The sequence below is a fragment of the Aurantimicrobium sp. MWH-Uga1 genome, from assembly GCF_003325955.1.
Taxonomy (GTDB): Bacteria; Actinomycetota; Actinomycetes; order Actinomycetales; family Microbacteriaceae; genus Aurantimicrobium.
In genome coordinates this window covers 1,113,393-1,134,694 of sequence record NZ_CP030929.1, presented here as the reverse complement: position 1 = coordinate 1,134,694, position 21,302 = coordinate 1,113,393, and the positions used below count along the sequence as shown (strand labels likewise).

Here is a 21,302-nt window from a genome sequence, read left to right as displayed (position 1 = left end):
AGCCTAGAGCTATGGATTCCGGCACTTTGTACCTCACCGTTGCACTTTCGCTCGTGGCGGATGTGATTCTTTACGTTGTCGTGGCGCGTGCTGCATCCGGCAAGGTTGTGCCTAATGCGTGGGCAGGTATCCGCACAAAAGCTACTCGCAAGAATGAGAAAACGTGGTTGGCCGCTCACGTGGTGGCCTACCCGATCATGCGAGATACCGCTTTGGCTAATGCAACGTTGATGATTGTTGCCTTATTCTTGCCATCACAGTTCCAGATGTATCTGGTTCAGGTTGCTCTGGGAGCTTTACTGGTGGGAGTTATTTTCGCCGGAGTTCAAGGCCAGAAAGCCGCGAAAGCTGCTGACAATGAATAAACCTGCTGGCTTGTCTCACGACCCTCTCTGGCCTCGAGCCGGTGGTTGGCCAGCGCCTTCTGAATTGGCCGCGGGATCCCGTATTGATGTTTCCCTCGTCGGTGTTCCTGCATCACAGACTTCGTTGAGTGCAACTAATGCTCACGAAACCCCTGACGCGATACGTTCTGCACTGTTTCGCTACTCTCCTGCGCTCATGCAAGATCGAGGTCTGCCCGAGAAGGGCGTGCGAAATAATCCCGAGATTGTGGATCTTGAAGAGCTCACCGTGGCAGATTTTGGCAATGTTGCCGACCCTGATTCTCCTGCAGGTGAAGCACGAACGATTGCGATGATGGCCGATGCCGCTAAAGCGTCTGAATTGGTGATTGCTCTCGGTGGCGATAATTCTGTCACAGTAGCTGCTGCGCTGGGCGCGTGGGGAAGTGACCTTTCCACCGCTGGTTTGATCACACTAGATGCTCACTATGACCTGCGTGATGGGGTGAGCAATGGCTCTCCTGTGCGCAGGCTGATTGAGGCGGGCCTGAATCCTCAACGAATTGTGCAAATTGGCATTCAAGACTATGCAAACTCAGTTGCCTATGCTCGCAGGGCTCATGAGCTAGGTATTACGGTAATTCACCGTGATGAACTTGCCAGACGACCTCTGTCAGAAATCATGAGCGAAGCGCTCGCTATTGCCGGTGCTGCAGGCGGTCCAGTGCATGTTGACCTGGATGTGGACGTGTGTGATCGATCCGTTGCCCCGGCATGCCCCGCCAGTGTCCCTGGCGGAATCAGTGCCTATGAACTGCGCCAGATTGCCCGCCTCGCAGCTGCTTTCCCTCAGGTTCGATCACTAGACCTGACCGAAATTGATGCCACCACTGATACGCCAGACGGCAGAACTGTTCGCCTTGCGGCATTGTGTGTATTGGAGGCGGTTGCCGGCGTTAGCCAGCGATAAGTTCTCCGTCTTTCCACACGCGCCCAATTTGGGGCACTCCGGGACGATAGGCAAGGTGGATGTAGCTTGGTGCGGTGATTTCGGCAATGTCTGCGCGCATTCCTTGTGAGAGTTTGCCTACATCACCCCGACGCAGAGCCTGGGCTCCTCCTGCGGTGGAGGCCCACAGGGCTTCTGCTGGACTCATGCCCATTTCTCGCACCGCAACAGCTATACAAAAAGGCATAGACGAAGTGAAGCTGGACCCTGGATTGCAGTCTGTGGACAGGGCAACGCTCACTCCCGCATCAATCAGTGCTCGGCCTGAAGGGTAGGGCTGTTTGGTTGAGAACTCCACGCCAGGAAGCAATGTGGCAACTGTACTGGAGTCTGCTAGGGCTACTACATCTTCTTCGGTGAGATAGGTGCAGTGATCTACAGAGGCAGCGCCTAGTTCAACCGCTAAGGCAACACCTTCACCGGGGCCAAGTTGTGACGCGTGCACGCGGGGTTGGAGCCCAGCTGCTATTCCGGCAGTCAAGATACGCCTTGTTTCCTCCACCGTGAAAGCACCATGTTCACAAAAGACATCAATCCACTTTGAATGTGGTGCACACGCTGAAAGCATTTCGCCCGTCACAAGCTCAACATACTCATCACGGGAATCAGCAAACTCTGCAGGAACAACATGCGCGCCTAAGAAGGTAACTTCCTCCGTGAATTCTCTAGCTAAGCGAACCAAACGTTCTTCTGTTGTTACATCTAGTCCGTATCCGGACTTGATTTCGATGGTCGTGGTGCCCTGCGAATGCATTTCTTTAACCAACGCGGCAAGGTGCTCGCGCAAACTCTCTTCGGTGGCAGCACGTGTTGCCGCAACGGTTGAACGTATTCCGCCTGCAGCATACGGTGTTCCCTCCATGCGGGCGGCAAACTCTGCAGAGCGATCCCCGGCAAAAACGAGGTGAGAGTGGGAATCGACAAACCCGGGAATCAGGGTGTTTCCATGCACATTGACCACAGCATCAATATCGAAACCGCCACCGGTTTCGGCATCCGCGGCCTTGCCAACCCACGCCACAAGACCACTCTCAACAATCATGGCGGCGTCCCGGATCTCCCCGGTAGGGGAGTCCGTTCCGCCGGCACGTGCCGCTTCTTTCGGGTTGTTCGTCACGAGCAAACCGATGTTCGTAAAAAGCGTGCGAGACATGATGGTGAGCTTACTTGCCTTTAGTTTTCCCACATGGGAACACGCAGACCGCGCTCACGTGCGACCTCTTCGGCTCGCTCGTAACCAGCATCAACGTGGCGCATTACACCGGTACCGGGGTCATTGGTGAGAACGCGTTCGAGTTTCTGGGCGGCCAGTTCGGTTCCATCGGCAACAGTGACTTGACCACAGTGGATTGAGCGGCCAATACCAACACCACCACCATGGTGCAGTGAAACCCACGTTGCACCTGATGCTGTGTTGAGCAGGGCGTTGAGCAAAGGCCAGTCAGCGATCGCATCGGAGCCGTCTTTCATGGCTTCGGTTTCACGGTAGGGAGAAGCAACTGAACCAGAGTCGAGGTGGTCACGGCCAATAACGATTGGGGCAGAGAGTTCACCAGAAGCAACCATTTCGTTGAACTTCAAACCTGCCAGGTGACGTTCTTTATACCCCAGCCAGCAAATGCGGGCAGGCAAACCTTCGAAGTGAACCTTTTCGCCTGCCTTGGTGATCCATCGCTTGAGGTGTTCATTCTCGGGGAAGAGTTCCATGATTGCTTTGTCGGTTTTGGCAATGTCTTCAGGGTCACCAGAGAGGGCAGCCCAGCGGAATGGCCCGTTACCTTCACAAAAAAGTGGGCGAATATAGGCGGGCACGAAGCCGGGGAAATCAAAGGCGCGGTCATAACCACCGAGCTTGGCCTCTGCACGGATAGAGTTTCCGTAGTCGAAGACAATGGCTCCAGCATCCTGGAACTCAACCATGGCTTTGACCTGCTTCGCCATCGCGGCACGAGAGTGTTCGGTAAACCAGGCAGCATCCTGTTCTGCCTTCTTGTGCCATTCCTCAACCGAAACACCTTCAGGAAGGTAGGAGAGGGGGTCATGTGCACTTGTTTGGTCCGTCACAATGTCGATTGGAACTTTGCGTTCTAGTAACTCAGTGAAGACATCAGCTGCATTGCCAACAATTCCGACCGACAACGGGGTCTTGGACTCCTTAGCTGCCAGAACACGAGCAATCGCGTCGTCGAGGTCATGGGTCATCTCATCCAGGTAACCGTGTTCGACACGACGTTGGAGACGGGTAGCGTCGACATCAACGATGAGCACAACACCATCGTTCATAGTGACGGCCAGTGGCTGTGCACCACCCATACCACCGCAGCCACCGGTGAGGGTGAGAGTTCCAGCGAGAGTTCCACCAAAATGTTGACGGGCAACAGCGCCGAAAGTTTCGTAGGTTCCCTGCAATATGCCCTGGGTTCCGATGTAGATCCAGGAACCAGCGGTCATCTGACCGTACATGGTGAGGCCTTCGGCCTCGAGGCGGCGAAATTCTGGCCAGTTTGCCCAGTCACCAACGAGGTTGGAGTTGGCAATGAGCACACGAGGAGCCCACTCGTTGGTGCGGAATACACCGACAGGTTTTCCGGACTGAACCAAGAGGGTTTCATCAGAGTCGAGAGTTTCGAGGGTGCGCACGATGGCGTCATATGCTTCCCAGGTGCGGGCAGCTTTACCGGTGCCTCCATACACAACGAGCTTTTCGGGGTGTTCAGCAACCTCAGGGTCAAGGTTGTTCATGAGCATGCGCAGGGGGGCTTCGGTCTGCCAGCTCTTGGCGGTGAGTGTGTTGCCGCGTGCGGCACGGACGGTACGAGGTCCTGTGGTCATGAGGGTCTCCTTGGGCTTGTTCTCGAGTGTTTAGATCAGTGGGGTAGTTGCGGCAGCTTGAGCTACGGCTGTGACACGGCCAGAAAGGGTGAGCTCAGCTGCAGTTTCAATCTCGGGGGAGAGGAAACGGTCTGCACCCGGGCCAGCAACCCCGTTATTGCGGAGTTCTGCGATGACAGCACCAGTAACTGGGCTGGGTTGCAACGGAGCACGCAGGTCAATACCGCGTGAGGCGGTCATGAGTTCAATTGCAATGACGCGTGAGAGTGCATCAACTGCTTTGCGGAGTTTGCGTCCAGCATGCCAGCCCATTGAGACGTGGTCTTCTTGCATAGCACTGGAGGGGATGGAGTCTGCCGAGGCAGGAACTGCCAACCTCTTCATTTCTGAGACCAAACCTGCCGCCGTGTATTGAGCAATCATGAGGCCTGAGTCCACACCCACTTCGTGAGCGAGGAAGGGAGGCAATCCTTGATTGCGTGAGCGGTCCAGGAAGCGGTCGGTACGGCGCTCACTCATCGACGCGACATCTGCGGCAACGATGGCGAGGAAGTCCAATACATAGGCAACCGGTGCACCGTGGAAGTTTCCGTTGCTTTCTACACGGCCATCAACGGTGAGTACAGGGTTGTCTATTGCTGAGGCAAGTTCTCGGTTGGCTACGAGTTCTGCGTGAGCGATGGTGTCCCGAGCCCCACCGTGAACTTGGGGCGAGCAACGCAGTGAGTAGGCATCCTGCACTCGACCATCTTCAGGCCCTGCATGCGAGTGCACGATGGGTGAATCGGCCAAGATGTTACGTAGGTTGGTTGCAGATTGTCCTTGGCCTACCTGGGGGCGCAGAGCGTGTAAATCGGCGGCAAAGACCTTGTCGGTCCCCATCAATCCTTCGATGGTCATCGCTGCAGAAATATCAACAGCTGTCATGAGCATCTTGAGATCTGTAATGGCCAGTGCGAGCATGCCGAGCATGCCATCCGTGCCATTGATCAGGGCAAGGCCTTCTTTTTCTTCCAGCTTGAGAGCAGTGATGCCTGCCTCTGAGAGCGCTTGAGATGCAGGCATCAAAATGCCCTCTGCGTTGCGCACATCACCTTCGCCCATCGTTGCTAAAGCACAGTGGGACAGGGGCGCAAGGTCGCCCGAACAGCCGAGGGAGCCATATTCGCGAACCACGGGAGTTATTCCGGCGTTAATGAGTGCTGCATAGGACTGAGCAACGATGGGTCGCACACCGGTGCGGCCGGTCATCAGTGTGGACAGGCGAAGAAGCATCAGTGCGCGAATTACTTCACGCTCTACCTCCGACCCAGAACCTGCTGCATGGGAGCGCACAAGTGACGCCTGGAGTTGAGCTCGGCGGTCGGACTCAATAAAGGTGGTTGCCAGTGCACCGAAACCGGTGGAGATGCCGTAGTGCGGGTTAGGGTCAGAGGCCAAGGCATCGATAACGGCGCGAGACTGGGCAACCCCTTCGAGCGCCTTTTCATCGAGCACAATCTGTGCGTCATATCGCGCAACAGCAACGACATCGTCTATTGATACGGCACCAGTGCCCACAGTTACAGAACTCATGTACTGATTTCACACCGAAAAGATTGCGATAAATACGCCTAAAACACCCCTTGTGTCTGATATCACAGACAAGGCATACTGGGGTTGTGAGTAAAGTTCCCGCAGCCGATTCGACCCTGCGTATTTTGGAGTTTCTTGCCCACCAAAGAGGACCAGTTCCTGCTCAAACTATTGCGACTGCACTATCTTTACCGCGGTCATCCGTGTATCAAATCTTGACGGTGCTCACCGAGCGTGGCTTTGCCCTCCACATCCCTGAAGAGCGCCGTTATGGTTTAGGGCCAGCTGCCTTTGAGCTCTCCTCCTCCTATTCGAGGCAGCAACCTTTGACCCGATTAGGCGCACCCTTGTTGGCCAAACTGGTCGACCATATCGGGGAGTCTGCACACCTAGCTGTTCTGCACGGAACCGATGTTCTCTACGTCGTCGAAGAGCGTGCAGCCAGACGACCCTCACTCATCACAGACGTCGGAGTGAGACTTCCTGCACACCTCACGGCGTCCGGCCGTGCTCTGCTTTCAGCATTACCACCGGCACAATTACGAGCGCTTTATTCTGATCCCGTTGTTTTTACTCAACGAGAAGAACTGGGCTTGGCTGGACCTCAAAGCTATCGTGAACTCAAAGCGCTGGTGACCCAGGCCGCCCAACAGGGCTATTCCACTGAACGCAGCGAAATCACTGATGGTCTAGCCTCCGTCGGTGTGGTGGTCAAAGACCACCTCGGCTGGCCAGCTGCAGCTATTGCGGTGACCTACCCCGTTCCTGTTTCCGCAACCGAAGAAGATCTCCAGTTGCGAGTTGAACAACTCCTTCCCGAAATCAAGACAACAGCCCAGGAACTTAGCCGCCGTATTCACGGGGCGAGTTAAGCTACACACATGGTTGTTGCGTATCTTTTACTCGCCCTTGCCATCGTCAGCGAAGTGATTGGCACTATTTCGCTGAAAATGAGTGAAGGTTTTACCAAGCTTGTGCCCACCATTTTCGTCATCGTGGGATATCTGGGCGCATTTATTGCACTGGGGTTGGGGCTCTCCAAAGGTCTCAGCATGGGTGTGGCCTATGGCATCTGGGCAGGATGTGGCACTGCTCTCGTTGCCATCATGGGAATCTTTTTGTTCAAGGAAACCATCAATGTCTGGGGTTTCATTGGGCTTGCGCTTATCATCGTCGGAGTCGTCATGTTGGAAATGGGAAGTTCGCACAGCTAATTACGCTCTGGGCGACATACCCCGCTCCCACATTGACCTGAAAGCAAAACAGGCGCACACTTAATACAGACCTCGACCGGTCAGGCTCGATAGCCCCGACGGTCGCCCTTCAACAAAGGAGACCATATGGCAACCGCAAACATCAAGCTTGAGACCCCTTCCGCAACCGTAGGTGGCGGAGAAGAGGGCGGCTGCTGCGGCGGCGCGTGCTGCGGCGGCAAGTAAGCATAAACACAGCGCAAAGAGCTCGACCTCGATTGAGGTCGGGCTCTTATCTTGGTTACTCGCAGACCACGCCGTCTTTGTCCCTATCGCGGTACCACTCATATTCGGGATCAATACCCTGCACATAGGGGCCCGCGCCGTATGCTTGCGCAAGTGAGCACGTGCCATAGTTCGGGTCAAGCGCGCCGTCTGAGATTGGAGCAACCGGTTGCGGGGCAGCGCCTGCCGTAACGGTGGCTTTCTGAGGAATCTCAACGGAGACCGAGGTACACCCGCTCAGAACAGATTGCAACGCCATACGTTCTAGGGAGTCCACGCTCAAGCTCCAACGCCACTTCACCGCAACCCAGGTGGCGGCATAATCACAAAAGTATCCTCGTGCTGGCGGCATCCACCTCGCCGGATCTTGATCACTTTTCGATCTGTTGGAACTTGCCGTCACTGCCACCAGTGAAGGGCCGTAGCCAAGGTCATTACCAAACTGGACCCGAGTGGCACTATCCCAGGCATAGGCGCCAGAGAGCCATGCCTCATTCAAAGGCACGAAGTGGTCAATGTCGAGACTGCCTGCTTCGGTCAACAGAGCACCGTCATAGACCGAGACCCACGAACCAGTGGTGACGGTACAACGCCCGCGGGTGGAGACAGTAGTTTGTGACTCCATCATTAACACTTCAGCACGGGTATTACAGCCATCCCCATCAGCATCAATCCAGGCATTGAAATAGTCGCGGTCATATCCGGTGTGAGAACTCGGTGAATCGTCTTGGGGAAGTTCAGCAAGCATCGCGACAAAAACAGAGGTGGATGACGAGGACGACTGAGTCAGATCGGGGGAGACGGTTGCTGGCGCTGTGGGAGTTTCTGTGGGGACGGCAATACCGATGGGAGAGGGACTGGCCTCTAAGGCTTGCTCCAGAGAATCCACAGTGACTGCAGTTTGCATTGAACGTACGGCATTTACCGAACTTGCAATGGAGCCCACGACTAACACAAATAAGCAAACGAGGCCAATGACAAGCCAGATACGTTTGTTCGTGTGCACGCGGACTCCCTCCCTCTATGACGGTACCAATACACAGGCGTAGAGTCAGCACATGGCAAAAAAACGCGCGCTCGTTACCGGTGCAACCGGATACATCGGTGGACGTTTGGTTCCCAGGCTCCTCGAGGCAGGTTTCTCTGTTCGTGTTCTGGTTCGTATTGCCGACAAACTCAAAGATGTTCCTTGGCGCCCGCAGGTAGACATTGTCGAGGGCAATCTTCTTGATGGAGAGATTGTTACCGAGGCATGCAAGAACATTGACGTCCTCTATTACCTCGTGCATGCCATGGGAGAGAAGGGTGATTTTGAGTCGAAAGAAATCACCGGTGCACACAACGTAGCCCGTGCTGCCAAAGAGGGCGGTGTCAAAAGAATTGTTTACTTGGGTGGATTGCACCCCTCCAAAGGTGAGCTGTCTAAGCACCTGCGCTCTCGAGCTGAGGTGGGAGAAATACTCCTGGCATCAGGAGTTCCCACGGTTGCACTGCAAGCCGGTGTAATTATTGGTTCGGGTTCAACCAGTTTTGAAATGATTCGTCACCTCACGGATGTTCTCCCGGTGATGACGGCACCAAAGTGGGTGGGTAATCTCATTCAGCCAATCGCTGTGCGGGATGTTATGTACTACCTCATCAAGGCAGCCGATTTGCCACCGAGTGTAAACAGGACACTGGATATTGGTGGTCCCGATGTACTGAAGTATTCGGACATGATGAACGGTTACGCCCTCGAAGCAGGTATGAAAGAACGCGCCATTTTGCGCCTTCCTGTGCTCACTCCCTACTTAGCTAGTCAGTGGGTGAACTTGGTTACCCCGATCCCCAGAGCGCTCGCAGTCCCCATCATTGCGTCGCTTCAGCATGACTGCATCATGAATGAGCATGATGTTGACCAGATCATCCCGCCCCCAGCAGAGGGCCTCGTGCCTTACCGTCGAGCTGTGCATCTTGCCCTGGGCAAGATGCAAGAAGGAGACATTGAGACAAGCTGGCAAAACGCTAGTGTCTACGGTGCACCCAGTGACCCCTTACCCTCAGACCCTGAATGGGCTGGTCACCGGGTCTATCTCGACATTAAAGAGCGTGACTGTGCGGCACCAGTAGAAGACTTATGGGCAATCATCGAAGGAATCGGTGGCGAGAACGGCTGGTATTCCCTTCCTATCGCGTGGGCTGCTCGAGGTTTTGCCGACAAGCTCGTTGGCGGTGTCGGTTTGCGACGTGGACGCAGCAACCCAGAAAAACTTCGGGTGGGGGAGTCGGTCGACTGGTGGCGTGTGGAGCGGATCGACCATGGTCGCTTTTTGCGTTTGCGTGCAGAGATGAAAGTTCCTGGATTGGCCTGGCTAGAACTCAGCGCTGAAGCGCAACCAGATGGTTCTTCTCGCTATCTCCAACGCGCCATTTTCTTCCCGCGTGGCTTGGGCGGCAGGCTGTATTGGCTGTCGATTCTGCCTGCACACGGAATCATTTTCAACGGTATGGCAGACAAAATCACCGCAGCGGCAGTCAAAAGATATGAAAAGCGAACTGCTCAATAAAACTCTGTGCTCATCCTTAACTGTTTCATAGCGTCCTCATAGGGAGCGTGTGCAGTGTGTACTTATCGGCCCCACGGCCAGAGGATCCCAACCCCTCAGCAGAACACACAACACGAAACGAAGGAGGCATGCAGATGCCCAAGAACGACAACAACGACAACGTAGAAACACCAGCAGAATTCACCCCCGCTGCACCTGAAGCAACTGCAGAGCAGGCTGAGAACGTGACTCCCATTGAAGAAGGACGCAAGCGTCGTCTCGGAACCGGAGCCATTGTCGGTATCTCGGCAGCAGGAGTTGTTCTTCTGGCCGGTGTATTTGGTGGCGGAATGGCGGTAGCGAATGTGATTGATCACAACAACCGTCCCGCTGTTGGTATGGCAGAAGGTGTTACAGGTCAGCTCCCTGGAAATGGCGGCCACATGGATGGCGACCGCGACGGTGACGGACCCCGCGGCGGTCACGAAGGTAAGCGTGGCCACGGACCACAGGCTGGTATGGCTGGCGGAGAACAGGGTGGACTTGAAGCAGATGGCTCGATGCCAGGAAATGTTCCTCACGAGCATGATGCAAATGGTAACGACATCATTCCTGAGGGTTACCCCACCACAACTCCAGCACCCGCAACAACCAACTAGGAGTTCGCTTTAGATGGCCGCCTCAACTGAGGCGGCCATCTTGGCTTAAACAGGAATATTCTGAAAACACAGAGCGTTAATGGTTGTGAGGAAAGAAGAAGCTATGGCTGAGAAGACCACCTCCACCGTTGTTCTGGGTATCGAAGGAATGACCTGTTCCAGCTGTGTTTCTCGTGTTGAAAAAAGCCTGGGTGAACTTCCTGGTGTTCACGCCGCCGTTAATTTGGCGACAAACAGCGCCAAAGTGGAATATCCGGAAGGTGTAAGCGCGGAAGATTTAGTCAAGCAGGTTAGCAAAATTGGCTACACGGCAACCCTTCCTGCTTCAGATCAGCACAGTCACAGTCATCACGAAGATGACAGTAAGCCGGGAAAGATTTCACTTCTGGAAAGACTGGTCATCGCCATCGTTCTGTCGGTTCCCGTCATTGTGTTGGCAATGGTTCCCGCATGGCAATTTAGTTACTGGCAATGGATTTCTCTGTTACTGACCACCCCTGTGGTTTTTTTCTGCGGCTGGCCATTCCACCGTTCAACTTTTTTGAACTTGCGTCATGGCATTCTTACGATGGATACCCTCATCACGATGGGAACCTTCGCCGCCTACTTCTGGTCGGTTTATGCGCTCTTTTTTGGTGCGGCGGGCATGGTAGGGATGCATCACACCCTGGAGCTCTTTGCCTGGCAGGTGGACCCCACACACAACATCTACTTTGAAGCGGCAGCTGGCGTCACTACGTTCTTGCTTTTGGGGCGCTTCTTAGAAGAGCGCTCGCAGCGCAGTGCCAGTGCCGCACTGCGCGCATTGAGTGAGCTCAAAGCTACTGAAGCGACCATCCTCGTTGACGGGGTTGAGAAGAGAATTCCTGCAGAGCAGTTAGCCGTGGGTGACATATTCATTGTCAAGCCAGGTGAGATTATCGCCACCGATGGTGAGGTCGTTAACGGGCAAGCTGCCGTTGATGAGAGCTCACTCACCGGTGAGTCTCTTCCCGTAGATAAAAGTCCAGAAACCGCCGTTACTGGCTCAACAATCGTCTTGGATGGTCGACTCACCGTCCGAGCAACCCAGGTTGGACACAACACCCGGATGGCTCAGCTTGCGACACTTGTTGAGGATGCACAACTACATAAAGCTGCAGTTCAAAAGCTTGCTGACCGAATTTCTGCCGTCTTTGTCCCCATCGTGATCGGTTTGGCAGCGCTCACCATCTTGGGATGGTGGATTGCTGGGGCCCCCGTGACCGTGGGCTTCACGGCAGCTATAGCTGTCTTGGTTATTGCCTGTCCCTGTGCTCTCGGTTTGGCTACACCGGTTGCACTGCTGGTAGGAACCGGACGAGCCGCCCAAATGGGAATCATCATTTCTGGTCCTGATGCGATAGAAAGTTCTGCCCGAATCAAGACAGTTGTCTTGGATAAAACCGGGACCGTCACCACTGGCCAGATGAGTGTCACCAGCATTGAAACAACAGGTTCATCTCAAGAGGTTCTGAGTATCATTGCAGCTCTCGAAACTTATTCGGAACACCCCATTGCTCATGCCATTGTGGCCGCGGCAGAAGGGCTCAAGCTTCCTGAAGTGTCAGGATTTTCCTCTGTGGCAGGCCAGGGTGTCACCGGTGTTATCGAGGGAGTGACAGTTTTTGTGGGAACACAAGACTGGATGGCAGAAAACCAGCTGGTGCTTTCAGAGTCTCAATCCGTTCAGCTGAAGACCGCACAACACACCGGAGCAACCACAGTGTTAGCTGGCTGGGATGGAACTGTGCAGGCCATTGTGGCAGTTGCAGACACCATCAAAGACGATTCTGCTGCAGCGATTACCCGCATCAATCAAATGGGGCTTGAAACAATCCTGTTGACAGGCGATCACGAAGACGCCGCTCACCATATAGCGGCACAGGTCGGTATTTCGCGTGTCATCGCAGGAGCGACCCCAGAGAGCAAGTTGCAGGTTATTGCTGATTTCCAACAGCGTGGCGGAGCAGTGGCCATGATTGGTGACGGCGTCAACGACGCCGCTGCGCTAGCTCAGTCGGATCTTGGCATAGCTATGGGGACAGGAACAGATGTTGCAATCGCCGCAAGCGACATCACGTTGATTCGTGGAACGCTCACTGCTGCCGCAGATGCGCTTTCGCTCTCGCGCAAAACACTGCGGATCATTTACGGAAATCTCTTTTGGGCATTCGCCTATAACGTCGCAGCAATACCGCTGGCAATGCTGGGATTCCTCAATCCCATGCTTGCGGGAGCAGCAATGGCGTTCTCAAGTTTGTTCGTTGTGCTCAATTCACTGCGACTTCGCAGGTTTGCACGTTAGATTGAACTAACTGCTCAACGCAATACCTCGCCGGCTGTGAAGTCGACCTGACTTACAGAAGTGGCGATATGACACTTAGTTCTATCCTCGGACCTATTCGTTCAACGAAAACCCGTAATCCCAACTCCCAGCCGGTAACCAACAGTTACGCCTCACTGATGAAGGCAGTCACTGCCGCAGGGCTCATGGAGCGTTCGAGGACGTTCTATATGTTGCTTGCTGCTGGGCTCACTTTGGCCATGGCTGGACTCATCACGGGGTTCGTGTTGATAGGGCAATCGTGGTTCCAACTTCTCATTGCAGCAGGGCTGGGTATCTTGCTGACACAAATAGCTTTCATCACCCATGAAGCGTCACACCGTCAGGTTTTCAAATCAGGTAAAGCCAATGACTGGACCGGGCGCATATTGGCTTCTGGTGTGGTGGGAATTTCCTATGCCTGGTGGATGAATAAACACACCAAACACCACATCAACCCCAACACGGTGGGTAAAGACCCGGATATTGAGTGGGACACAATCTCGTTTCAGGAAACAGATGCAGCCAAGCAGAAGGGCCTGTTGAAGTGGATTACACAGCGCCAGGGATACTTATTCTTTCCCCTGCTCACGCTTGAAGGCATCAACTTGCATGTGCGCTCTATCGGCACTTTATTTAGCAAAGGGCGCCTCGAAGGTCGCGCTATCGAACTCTCCTTGATTGCCCTGCGACTTACCGCGTATGTGGCCGTCGTGTTCTGGTTTCTTCCTCTGGGGATGGCATTTGCTTTCCTCGGTGTTCAACTCGCGGTTTTTGGCGTCTACATGGGAGCATCGTTTGCCCCTAACCACAAGGGAATGCCCCAGATTCCAAAAGAAAACAAGGTTGACTTCATGACCAAACAGGTCATGACCTCGCGCAACATTAAAGGTTTCGGTGCGACTGCCTTCATGGGTGGCCTGAACTACCAAATTGAACACCACCTTTTCCCCAGCATGGCCCGACCTCACTTGAAAAAAGCACGCATGATCGTACGTGAGCACTGCGCTCGCGAGGGAGTTCCCTACGCTGAAACTTCGCTTATGCGTTCATACGCAATTGTGGTGGCCTACCTCAACGAGGTTGGATTGGCTGCCCGAGATCCATTCGACTGCCCCGAAGCAAGCCGGTTTAGACGCAGATAAACTTCTATACATGGCAAAAAAGTCTGCTGAGCCTGAGCTCATTCGCCCGGGAATAGTTCCCGGTTTAGCCGGAGTCATCGCCATGTTTATTGGCATGGGGGTTTACGGAACAGATTGGTACATCACCGTGCTTTTTGTGGTGAGTATTTTGGCAGCAATATTGGCCGTATTCTCGTGGCAGTCCATCAATAGCAAACGCTGGCTGTTCACGCCCCTTTTTGTTGCCATCGCCATCTATTGGAATCCGGTCTACCGTCTCACGGACGGCATCACTCCAGGAATTCAGTGGTGGATGCTTCTCCAGGTTGCTGCGGCTGCCGTGTTCTTTCTCGGTGGCTTCATGATCAAGACACCTTCAGGGAAGTAGTAGACTAACTTTCGTACCACCAGACTTCTCTCGTCGCCGGCGCTAACGCGTGATGCGTGACGAAATCTCTGACAGGTGCAGTTTGGGGCAATACACCAGCGAAATCTCGCCGTATTGCTGTCGTTTCTTAAGTCATGGAGACAATGTGGCCCGCACAGGCACTCGTCGTAACACCCTGGATAATTCTGGGTTAATCCCTATCCTCGCTCGCAAGGTTCGTGAAGTTGAGGCTAAGGCACAAACAGGGAAGAAGGTTGGACCAACCAACCGCACCAAGTTTCAAGTCATCGCTTTTCTCGTGCGCGAAGAGCGTGCACGTGTCAAAGCTGACACCAGCCTCACTGATTCAGCACGTGCAGAACAACTCAAACGCCTTGATGGTGTGGCCACCATTTTGGCAAAGACTGCTGCGCGCGACACCTCGCTCATTCAACTACTTGAAGTAGACCACGCCACCAGTCCTGTGGCGCAGAAAATGCGCCGGGACTGGCTTGTTGAATCTGGTGCAGAGATCAACCCTGAAGATCTCATCATTACCACTGAGGTTCCAAAGCCTGTTGAAGAGTTTGCTCCAGAACTTGCAGAGAAGCAGGTCCTTCCTCAGTCTGTGAAAGCTCGCTTGAAATCAAATCCTTTCCTGGAACCTGATTTCAGCAAGGTTTCCACCGGATCTATTCCAGTTCTTCGTTTATCGAACTGGGAATTGTTGGGTCCCTTGTTCAAGTCATTTGAAACAGGTGCAGGTGGGGGTTCTGCCTGCATGAACATGCCCAAGGTTCCCAAATTTGATCGTTACTCGCCTCCCGGGCGTGAACTCATGCCCCACCAGATTCGCTTTATCGAAAGTGTGCGAGAAGGTCACCGTACATTCCTGCTCGCCGATGAGCCTGGTTTGGGAAAGACGGCACAAAGTTTGATTGCTGCCTCCATGGCAAACGCTTTCCCACTGTTGGCCATCGTGCCCAATGTGGTGAAAATGAACTGGGCTCGTGAAGTTGAGCGGTGGATCCCTGGTCGCAAAGCCACTGTGATTCACGGTGATGGTACCGATGTTGATGCTTTTGCAGATGTGTTTATCGTGAACTACGAAGTTCTTGACCGCCACCTATCGTGGATTGGTCAGATGGGCTTCAAAGGAATGGTTGTTGATGAGGCACACTTCATCAAGAACCTAACCTCACAGCGTTCCAAGCACGTGTTGGCTCTGTCAGAGCGCATCGTGGCACGCACTCCTGGCCACAATCCACTGCGCATTGCTCTGACAGGTACGCCTCTGATCAACGATATTGATGACTTCCGGGCTATCTGGAAGTTCCTCGGGTGGATAGAGGGAGAAAAGCCTTCGGCTGAACTCACCGCCAAACTTGAAGCGACAGGTCTCACCCCAGCAGATCAAGGCTTCTATGCTGCAGCACGAGAGACAGTCATCTCCATGGGTATTGTTCGCCGTCGCAAGATTGACGTGGCGAAAGATCTTCCAGCTAAGCGTGTGGTTGATCTCCCTGTTGAACTCGATGATGAGCTGGGTAACTCCATCAAGGCTGCCGAGGCAGAGCTGGCTCACCGTTTGCTTGAGCGTTACAAGCGCTTGACCGTCTCGGGCAACTTCCGTGGCTCAACGGCTGAACTGATCCGCATGGTGGCGCAGCAAGAACTTGATGAGTCCAAGGGACAGAAGACCGGAGATAACGTCTTCACCATGGTTCGCAAGATTGGTCAGGCCAAGGCCGGACTTGCCTCCGACTATGCCGCCCAGCTTGCTCGCTCAGTGGGCAAGGTGGTCTTTTTTGCCAAGCACATCGATGTCATGGACACGGCAGAACGCGCGTTTGCAGCTCAGGGAATTAAATCCGTCTCGATTCGTGGGGACCAGTCCACTGCTGCACGCCAAGAAGCAATTGATGCTTTCAACAAGGATGATTCTGTCCAGGTTGCCGTGTGTTCTCTCACTGCTGCCGGGGTTGGATTGAATCTGCAGGCCTCCTCCAACGTGGTGTTGGCTGAATTGTCGTGGACTGCAGCAGAGCAGACCCAGGCAATAGACCGCGTTCACCGTATTGGTCAAGAAATGCCTGTTACCGCTTGGCGTATCATCGCTGCACAAACAATCGACGCGAAGATCGCAGAACTCATCGATAGCAAGCGCGGCCTCGCGGCCCGCGCGCTGGAGGGCGAAGAGCTTGAGCCTGGTTCACAAGACTCCATTCAGCTTGATGCTCTCGTGCACATCCTGACACGTGCAATCGAATCTCAATACGCATAGCCTGTAGTCATGTTTGAATGGCTCACCGCCGCGCTCGCCGGTTTATTTGCCGGCGGAATGCTCTTCGTGGGCGCCCTTGTTGCCTGGTATGTCAGGGTGCCGAGCAAGGTCGTTGTGAGCATTATGGCTTTTGGTGCGGGGGTTTTGATTTCTGCACTTGCCTTTGACCTTGTCGGTGAAGCAATAACGGAAGCTGGCGTGTGGCCCACCATTTCTGGCTTTGCCGTGGGTGCACTCATCTACGTATTTGCCAATATTTGGCTTGATTATCGCAATGCACGTAACCGTCGAGGCACAGGAGAACACCCCGGAACAGGCACAGGAATTGCCATAGGTGCGTTGCTTGACGGCGTTCCCGAATCTATGGTCCTTGGACTGTCAATGGTGGGTGGTCAAGGGGTCAGCATCCCTATCCTTATTGCGGTTGCCATATCGAACTTCCCCGAAGGTCTATCCAGCACGGCTGAGTTTAAGTCCGCTGGGAAATCGGCTCGGTATGTTTTTACGTTATGGGGAGGCATTGCGATTGCGGCTGCAGTATCCAGCTTGCTTGGCTTCACAATCTTGGCGGATGCCTCCGCAGAAACAACGGGCTTTATTACCTCACTTGCTGCTGGAGCAATGTTGGCCATGGTTACTGACACCATGATTCCTGAGGCTTTCCGCAAAGCACACAACTACACTGGTTTGCTTGTCACCTTCGGCTTCTTAGTTAGCTTGGTCATTCACGAACTGGTTTAGCGTAAGTGTTCGTCCCAGAAGGTGGCGAGTAACTCGGCAGATGTGTGGGAACGATCTGCGTGAGCAGAATGTCCGGCATGTGCGATAACCCAGTAGTCAGCCTCAAGTTCTTCAGCCATTTCGCGTTGCATCGGGATTGGCCACGCGTCATCGTTGGCACCGTGGGAGACCAGCACGGGAACGCCGGTGGCCTTGAGCTGCGCAGTCTTGTTGACTTGGTTCGCCAGGATGGTGATCCCGGCTTCAAGTTGAGCTGGGTTGGTTCCCATCAAACGGTCGTAGTAGTACTGCTCAACTACGTTTAGTTCACCCTTGATATCTGCATCAGGGTCTAAGCCGGCAGCAATGCGTGTGGAGAGATAAAAAGCACGGGGGCCATATTCCAGTAGAGCGCGGCGCTGGGATTCAATATCGCCACCCATACATTCAGGGCCAGAGTTCCACATGGTCAAGCTTTCAAAAGCATCGGGGTTGTGAAGTACTGCCTCGATGGACACAACACCACCGAAACTGTGGCCCACGAGGTGAACGCGTGGCCCCAAGTTCATTGCGGTGATGAGCTCGTGAATATCTGCGCCAAGTCTTTGCAGTGAATACTCATGGACATCGTTGGGTCCTCGAGAGAGGTGTTGTCCGCGTTGTGAAAAAGAAACAACGTTGTACCCGCGTCGGGATAAAGGCTCCAAAATGCAATTGAAGGTGTCTGCATTACTGGTGTACCCCGGTACTAAGACAGCGGTGCCACGAACTGGCCCAACTGCATCGATTCGAATCGTGGCTAAGTCATATCCGTCTATGGCGACGACTTTACGGTGAGCGCGTGAAGGCAGTTGTCGATCAGGAGTAATCCCTTGTGCTTCAAGATCTATGCCGTTTGGGGTGCGCAGGGTGCTCATGTATCAAGACTACGTCAGGTCGCCAAGCACCACATGTAGTGCCAGTCTCAAGAAAATTCACCTCAAGTAGTGGTTAAGACTTGCCGGGAAAAAACTCTAGGCAAATTCTCAGCCACGATAGTGTGAAGGCTGTAGTTCCCTCATCCCTACTTCAAAAAGGAGAACGGTTTGTCGTCGTCGACCACCGAGAAGCCGAAGTCTGGCTTCGCAGCAACACTCGATCGCTATTTCGAAATCACCAAGCGTGGGTCCACAATTGGTACCGAATTCCGTGGCGGTCTCGTCATCTTCATGACGATGGTTTACATCATCATCCTGAACCCCATCATCTTGGCATTCAGCCCTGACGTTAACGGCAACGTCATCGGCGGCGGATCCGCAGAAGCATTTGAATTTGCACCGCAGGCAGTAGCCAGTGCAACAGCTTTGGCTGCTGGTTTGATGACCATCGCGTTTGGTTTTGTGGCTCGTTTGCCATTCGCCATCGCCGCCGGACTGGGTATTAACTCATTCCTCGCGGTCACCATTGTGAAGGATGTCACCTGGCAGGAGGCCATGGGTCTGGTCGTCATCGACGGTATCATCATCTTGATTCTCGCCGTGACGGGTCTTCGAACCATGATTTTCACCGCAGTCCCTCCAGCACTGAAGACCGCAATCACAGTTGGTATTGGTCTGTTCATCGCATTTATCGGTCTAGTCGACGGTGGTCTTGTTCGTCGCACCGACGCAGGTCCTGTTCCTGTTGGACTTGGAGTTGGAACTGATCACGGAATTGGTCTTCCCACCACCATCTTCATCATTGGTGTTCTCACCATTGCCGTTCTGATGGCTCTACGCGTTCGTGCAGCAATCCTGATTGGTTTGATCTCAACAACCATCATCGCGATTATTGCGGAGTCAATCTTCAAGGTTGGTGGAAAGTTCGTTAACGGTGAGTTCGTAACCCCCTTCGGTTGGGACACCACCATTCCTGGTCTGCCTACCAGCATCTTTGCTGTTCCAGACTTCTCCACAATCGGTGAAGTAGATCTGTTCGGATCGTTTGAGCGCATTGGTGCACTTGCTGCGATCATGCTCATCTTCACCCTCGTGTTCTCGAACTTCTTCGACGCAATGGGAACCATGACCGGCCTGTCAAAGCAGGCTGGCCTTGCTGACAAGGATGGAAACTTCCCACGTCTGAAGTCCGCACTGGTTGTTGAAGGTGCTGGTGCTGTTGTCGGTGGATTCACCTCAACCTCTTCCAACACTGTTTACATCGAGTCTGCTTCGGGTATTGCCGGCGGTGCTCGCACCGGTCTGGCTAACATTGTCACCGGTGTGCTGTTCCTCGTTGCAATGTTCTTCGCACCTCTGACTTCTGTTGTCCCCATCGAGGTTGGTGCTGCTGCACTGGTTATCGTTGGTGCCCTCATGATGTCTCAGGTTGTTGACATTGACTGGAAGGACTGGAGCATTTCGTTCCCTGCCTTCTTGACCATCATCATGATGCCTTTCACCTACTCCATCGCAAACGGTATTGGTATTGGCTTTATCACCTGGGTGGTCGTTCGCGCATTCGCGGGTAAGGGTAAAGAAATTCACCCTATCCTGTGGATCGTTGCAGCAGGATTCGTGCTGTATTTCCTCTCAGCACCATTGACTGCAGCTTTCGGCGGCTAGTCAAAAAAACCATAAGTGGGGAGAGCCAATGGCTCTCCCCACTTTCGTTTAACTTGTGGTGTGGATAACTCAGGAACCACCTGATTCTTAATCTGTAGGTTCTCAGAATGCGTTTCATACCTGTTCTTGCGATATCTATTGCATCGCTCACTCTTGTTGGGTGTTCAACCACGGCATCCGAGCCAATTCCAACTTCCTCAGCGGTTGAACAAGCTCCGGCTTTTGCCTCGGATGAGGAAGCACTTTCAGCGGCACAAGCCGCATATGCGGAGTATCTATCTGTTTCTGATCAGATCCTTGCTGATGGAGGGAATAAGCCAGAGCCAATGAAGGAATTGGTTTCTCCATCAATGTTCGACCAGGAGTCAGAAGGATTTAGTGTTTTTCAAGCGAATGGCTGGCGAGGAACAGGTAGTTCTTCCTTTGATTCAATGCATTTACAAGAATCCAATTCAATTGAAATTTCTGTCTATTTGTGCGTTGATCACTCACAGACGAAAGTTCTAAATGCGGATGAATCTGAGGTTGACCTATCTGATCGTCTAGAAAGATTGCCTCTTCTCGTTTCTTTCAAAGTGCTGGACCAAAAGAAGTTGATTATCAATTCGAGTGAGACATGGACCGGCGAAAATTTCTGTTAGTGCCGTTGATCACTTTATTGTTTTCGCTAGCGGCTAACCAGGTAGCTTTCGCGGCAAACACTGGATGTTCGTCAGCTGCTTCTTTTGTGGGAAGTTGCAGTGGCGCCCAAATAAAAAACAACACCGTTGACGTGTGGTCACGATCTTCAACTCCAGGCGGAAGTACTGAGGTTGTGACTCCTTCGGGTAGTAATACACCAACCCGAAGTGGAAAGCAGGTTCCCTACTATCCCAACGGAACTATTACTTTCAACTGCATGGCTCGATTAGCAACGGTAGCCAGCTGTAAGTCTCAGCCGAAACCTCCGGCAGTTACTCCCGCAAGCTTTGACCCCATCACGCTAGAAGACCTGGCAAACTTTGTTCCTCAGCAAGCTTCACTTGTTTCTCAACCACGTGGATGGACTGTTGTGAATCTTGATACCAACTTCATTGCGGGGGCATCCACACACGTGGTCGGTGGCAGTTTGTTTGGCCGCAGTGCTGAAGTGAGGTTTACACCTCATGCATATGACTGGAACTACGGCGATGGTTCAACAAACAGCACAGCTGTTCCCGGAGCACGATGGGATGCGCTGGGAGTGCGAGAGTTTTCTCCTACGGCGACAAGCCATATCTATCGGCAAGAGGGGAGCTTCACCACCACTGTTGTTGTCCGATATGGAGCAGAATATCGAATTGGTGGGGGTGCGTGGATTCCGGTTTCAGGTGAAGTATCCAGCGCTGCCACGGCATTGGTAACTACTGTGCAGAGTGCGGATACTGTCCTCGCTGCACGGGACTGCAATAATGCTCGTGGTTCTCAAACCTGTCGCTAG

Annotated in this window: 19 protein-coding genes; 14 read left to right on the top strand and 5 right to left on the bottom strand. The window is 53.5% G+C overall.

What is annotated here, in order from left to right; translation table 11 throughout:
• The first annotated feature begins 11 nt into the window (after positions 1-11).
• On the top strand, positions 12-365 hold the full coding sequence (locus AURUGA1_RS05600) for an SdpI family protein (protein ID WP_114129238.1): 354 nt from the start codon (positions 12-14) through the stop codon (positions 363-365).
• Entirely contained in the window at positions 358-1,314 is a 957-nt protein-coding gene (locus AURUGA1_RS05595; RefSeq protein WP_114129237.1) for an arginase family protein, read from the top strand. Before AURUGA1_RS05600 ends, AURUGA1_RS05595 begins: the two co-directional genes overlap by 8 nt.
• On the opposite strand, the gene hutI is transcribed toward AURUGA1_RS05595, so the two are convergent.
• The 3 genes from hutI to hutH are packed head-to-tail and all read right to left on the bottom strand — an operon-like array spanning position 1,301 to position 5,760.
• Positions 1,301-2,506, bottom strand: coding sequence for an imidazolonepropionase (gene hutI, locus AURUGA1_RS05590; protein WP_114129739.1), 1,206 nt, complete (start codon positions 2,504-2,506; stop codon positions 1,301-1,303). The two genes, AURUGA1_RS05595 and hutI, sit on opposite strands and share 14 nt — an antisense overlap.
• 20 nt (positions 2,507-2,526) lie before the next feature.
• Positions 2,527-4,185 carry a urocanate hydratase gene (hutU, locus tag AURUGA1_RS05585; protein ID WP_114129236.1) on the bottom strand — a complete coding sequence of 553 codons (1,659 nt, stop codon included), beginning with the start codon at positions 4,183-4,185 and terminating at the stop codon, positions 2,527-2,529.
• Between the two features lie 30 nt (positions 4,186-4,215).
• Positions 4,216-5,760 carry a histidine ammonia-lyase gene (gene hutH / locus AURUGA1_RS05580; protein WP_114129235.1) on the bottom strand — a complete coding sequence of 515 codons (1,545 nt, stop codon included), beginning with the start codon at positions 5,758-5,760 and terminating at the stop codon, positions 4,216-4,218.
• 86 nt (positions 5,761-5,846) lie between these two features.
• Here hutH and AURUGA1_RS05575 point away from each other — a divergent pair, with 86 nt between their 5' ends.
• On the top strand, positions 5,847-6,632 hold the full coding sequence (locus tag AURUGA1_RS05575) for an IclR family transcriptional regulator (protein WP_114129234.1): 786 nt from the start codon (positions 5,847-5,849) through the stop codon (positions 6,630-6,632).
• A 9-nt stretch (positions 6,633-6,641) separates the two neighbouring features.
• Entirely contained in the window at positions 6,642-6,974 is a 333-nt protein-coding gene (locus AURUGA1_RS05570; protein WP_114129233.1) for a multidrug efflux SMR transporter, read from the top strand.
• Positions 6,975-7,254: 280 nt separating this feature from the next.
• Here AURUGA1_RS05570 and AURUGA1_RS05565 read toward each other — a convergent pair whose 3' ends face one another.
• The gene (locus AURUGA1_RS05565; RefSeq protein WP_114129232.1) at positions 7,255-8,244 is read right to left on the bottom strand and encodes an excalibur calcium-binding domain-containing protein; all 990 of its coding nucleotides are present in this window, start codon (positions 8,242-8,244) and stop codon (positions 7,255-7,257) included.
• 52 nt (positions 8,245-8,296) lie between these two features.
• On the opposite strand from AURUGA1_RS05565, the gene AURUGA1_RS05560 reads away from it, so the two are divergent.
• The 7 genes from AURUGA1_RS05560 to AURUGA1_RS05530 all read left to right on the top strand — a co-directional run bounded on the left by AURUGA1_RS05560 (position 8,297) and on the right by AURUGA1_RS05530 (position 17,282).
• Positions 8,297-9,784: an SDR family oxidoreductase gene (locus tag AURUGA1_RS05560; RefSeq protein ID WP_114129231.1), complete on the top strand. Its 1,488-nt coding sequence runs from the start codon at positions 8,297-8,299 to the stop codon at positions 9,782-9,784.
• 128 nt (positions 9,785-9,912) lie between these two features.
• A complete protein-coding gene (locus AURUGA1_RS05555) occupies positions 9,913-10,422 on the top strand; it encodes a hypothetical protein (protein WP_114129230.1) in 510 nt (169 codons plus the stop codon).
• 103 nt (positions 10,423-10,525) lie between these two features.
• The gene (locus tag AURUGA1_RS05550; RefSeq protein WP_114129738.1) at positions 10,526-12,748 is read left to right on the top strand and encodes a cation-translocating P-type ATPase; all 2,223 of its coding nucleotides are present in this window, start codon (positions 10,526-10,528) and stop codon (positions 12,746-12,748) included.
• 68 nt (positions 12,749-12,816) lie between these two features.
• Positions 12,817-13,911 (top strand): acyl-CoA desaturase, encoded by a 1,095-nt coding sequence (locus AURUGA1_RS05545; protein ID WP_114129229.1) that lies wholly within the window; start codon positions 12,817-12,819, stop codon positions 13,909-13,911.
• 10 nt (positions 13,912-13,921) lie between these two features.
• The gene (locus AURUGA1_RS05540; RefSeq protein ID WP_114129228.1) at positions 13,922-14,278 is read left to right on the top strand and encodes a DUF6804 family protein; all 357 of its coding nucleotides are present in this window, start codon (positions 13,922-13,924) and stop codon (positions 14,276-14,278) included.
• A gap of 145 nt (positions 14,279-14,423) precedes the next feature.
• A complete protein-coding gene (locus tag AURUGA1_RS05535) occupies positions 14,424-16,541 on the top strand; it encodes a DEAD/DEAH box helicase (RefSeq protein ID WP_240187351.1) in 2,118 nt (705 codons plus the stop codon).
• 9 nt (positions 16,542-16,550) lie between these two features.
• The gene (locus AURUGA1_RS05530) at positions 16,551-17,282 is read left to right on the top strand and encodes a ZIP family metal transporter (RefSeq protein WP_114129226.1); all 732 of its coding nucleotides are present in this window, start codon (positions 16,551-16,553) and stop codon (positions 17,280-17,282) included.
• On the opposite strand, the gene AURUGA1_RS05525 is transcribed toward AURUGA1_RS05530, so the two are convergent.
• Positions 17,279-18,178 (bottom strand): alpha/beta fold hydrolase, encoded by a 900-nt coding sequence (locus AURUGA1_RS05525; protein WP_114129225.1) that lies wholly within the window; start codon positions 18,176-18,178, stop codon positions 17,279-17,281. The two genes, AURUGA1_RS05530 and AURUGA1_RS05525, sit on opposite strands and share 4 nt — an antisense overlap.
• Positions 18,179-18,346: 168 nt before the next feature.
• On the opposite strand from AURUGA1_RS05525, the gene AURUGA1_RS05520 reads away from it, so the two are divergent.
• From AURUGA1_RS05520 to AURUGA1_RS05510, 3 genes are all read left to right on the top strand, one after another.
• Positions 18,347-19,843 carry an NCS2 family permease gene (locus tag AURUGA1_RS05520; RefSeq protein ID WP_114129224.1) on the top strand — a complete coding sequence of 499 codons (1,497 nt, stop codon included), beginning with the start codon at positions 18,347-18,349 and terminating at the stop codon, positions 19,841-19,843.
• A gap of 107 nt (positions 19,844-19,950) precedes the next feature.
• On the top strand, positions 19,951-20,484 hold the full coding sequence (locus AURUGA1_RS05515; protein WP_114129223.1) for a hypothetical protein: 534 nt from the start codon (positions 19,951-19,953) through the stop codon (positions 20,482-20,484).
• Positions 20,484-21,302, top strand: a complete 819-nt coding sequence (locus AURUGA1_RS05510) for a hypothetical protein (protein WP_162784067.1) — start codon at positions 20,484-20,486, stop codon at positions 21,300-21,302. Before AURUGA1_RS05515 ends, AURUGA1_RS05510 begins: the two co-directional genes overlap by 1 nt.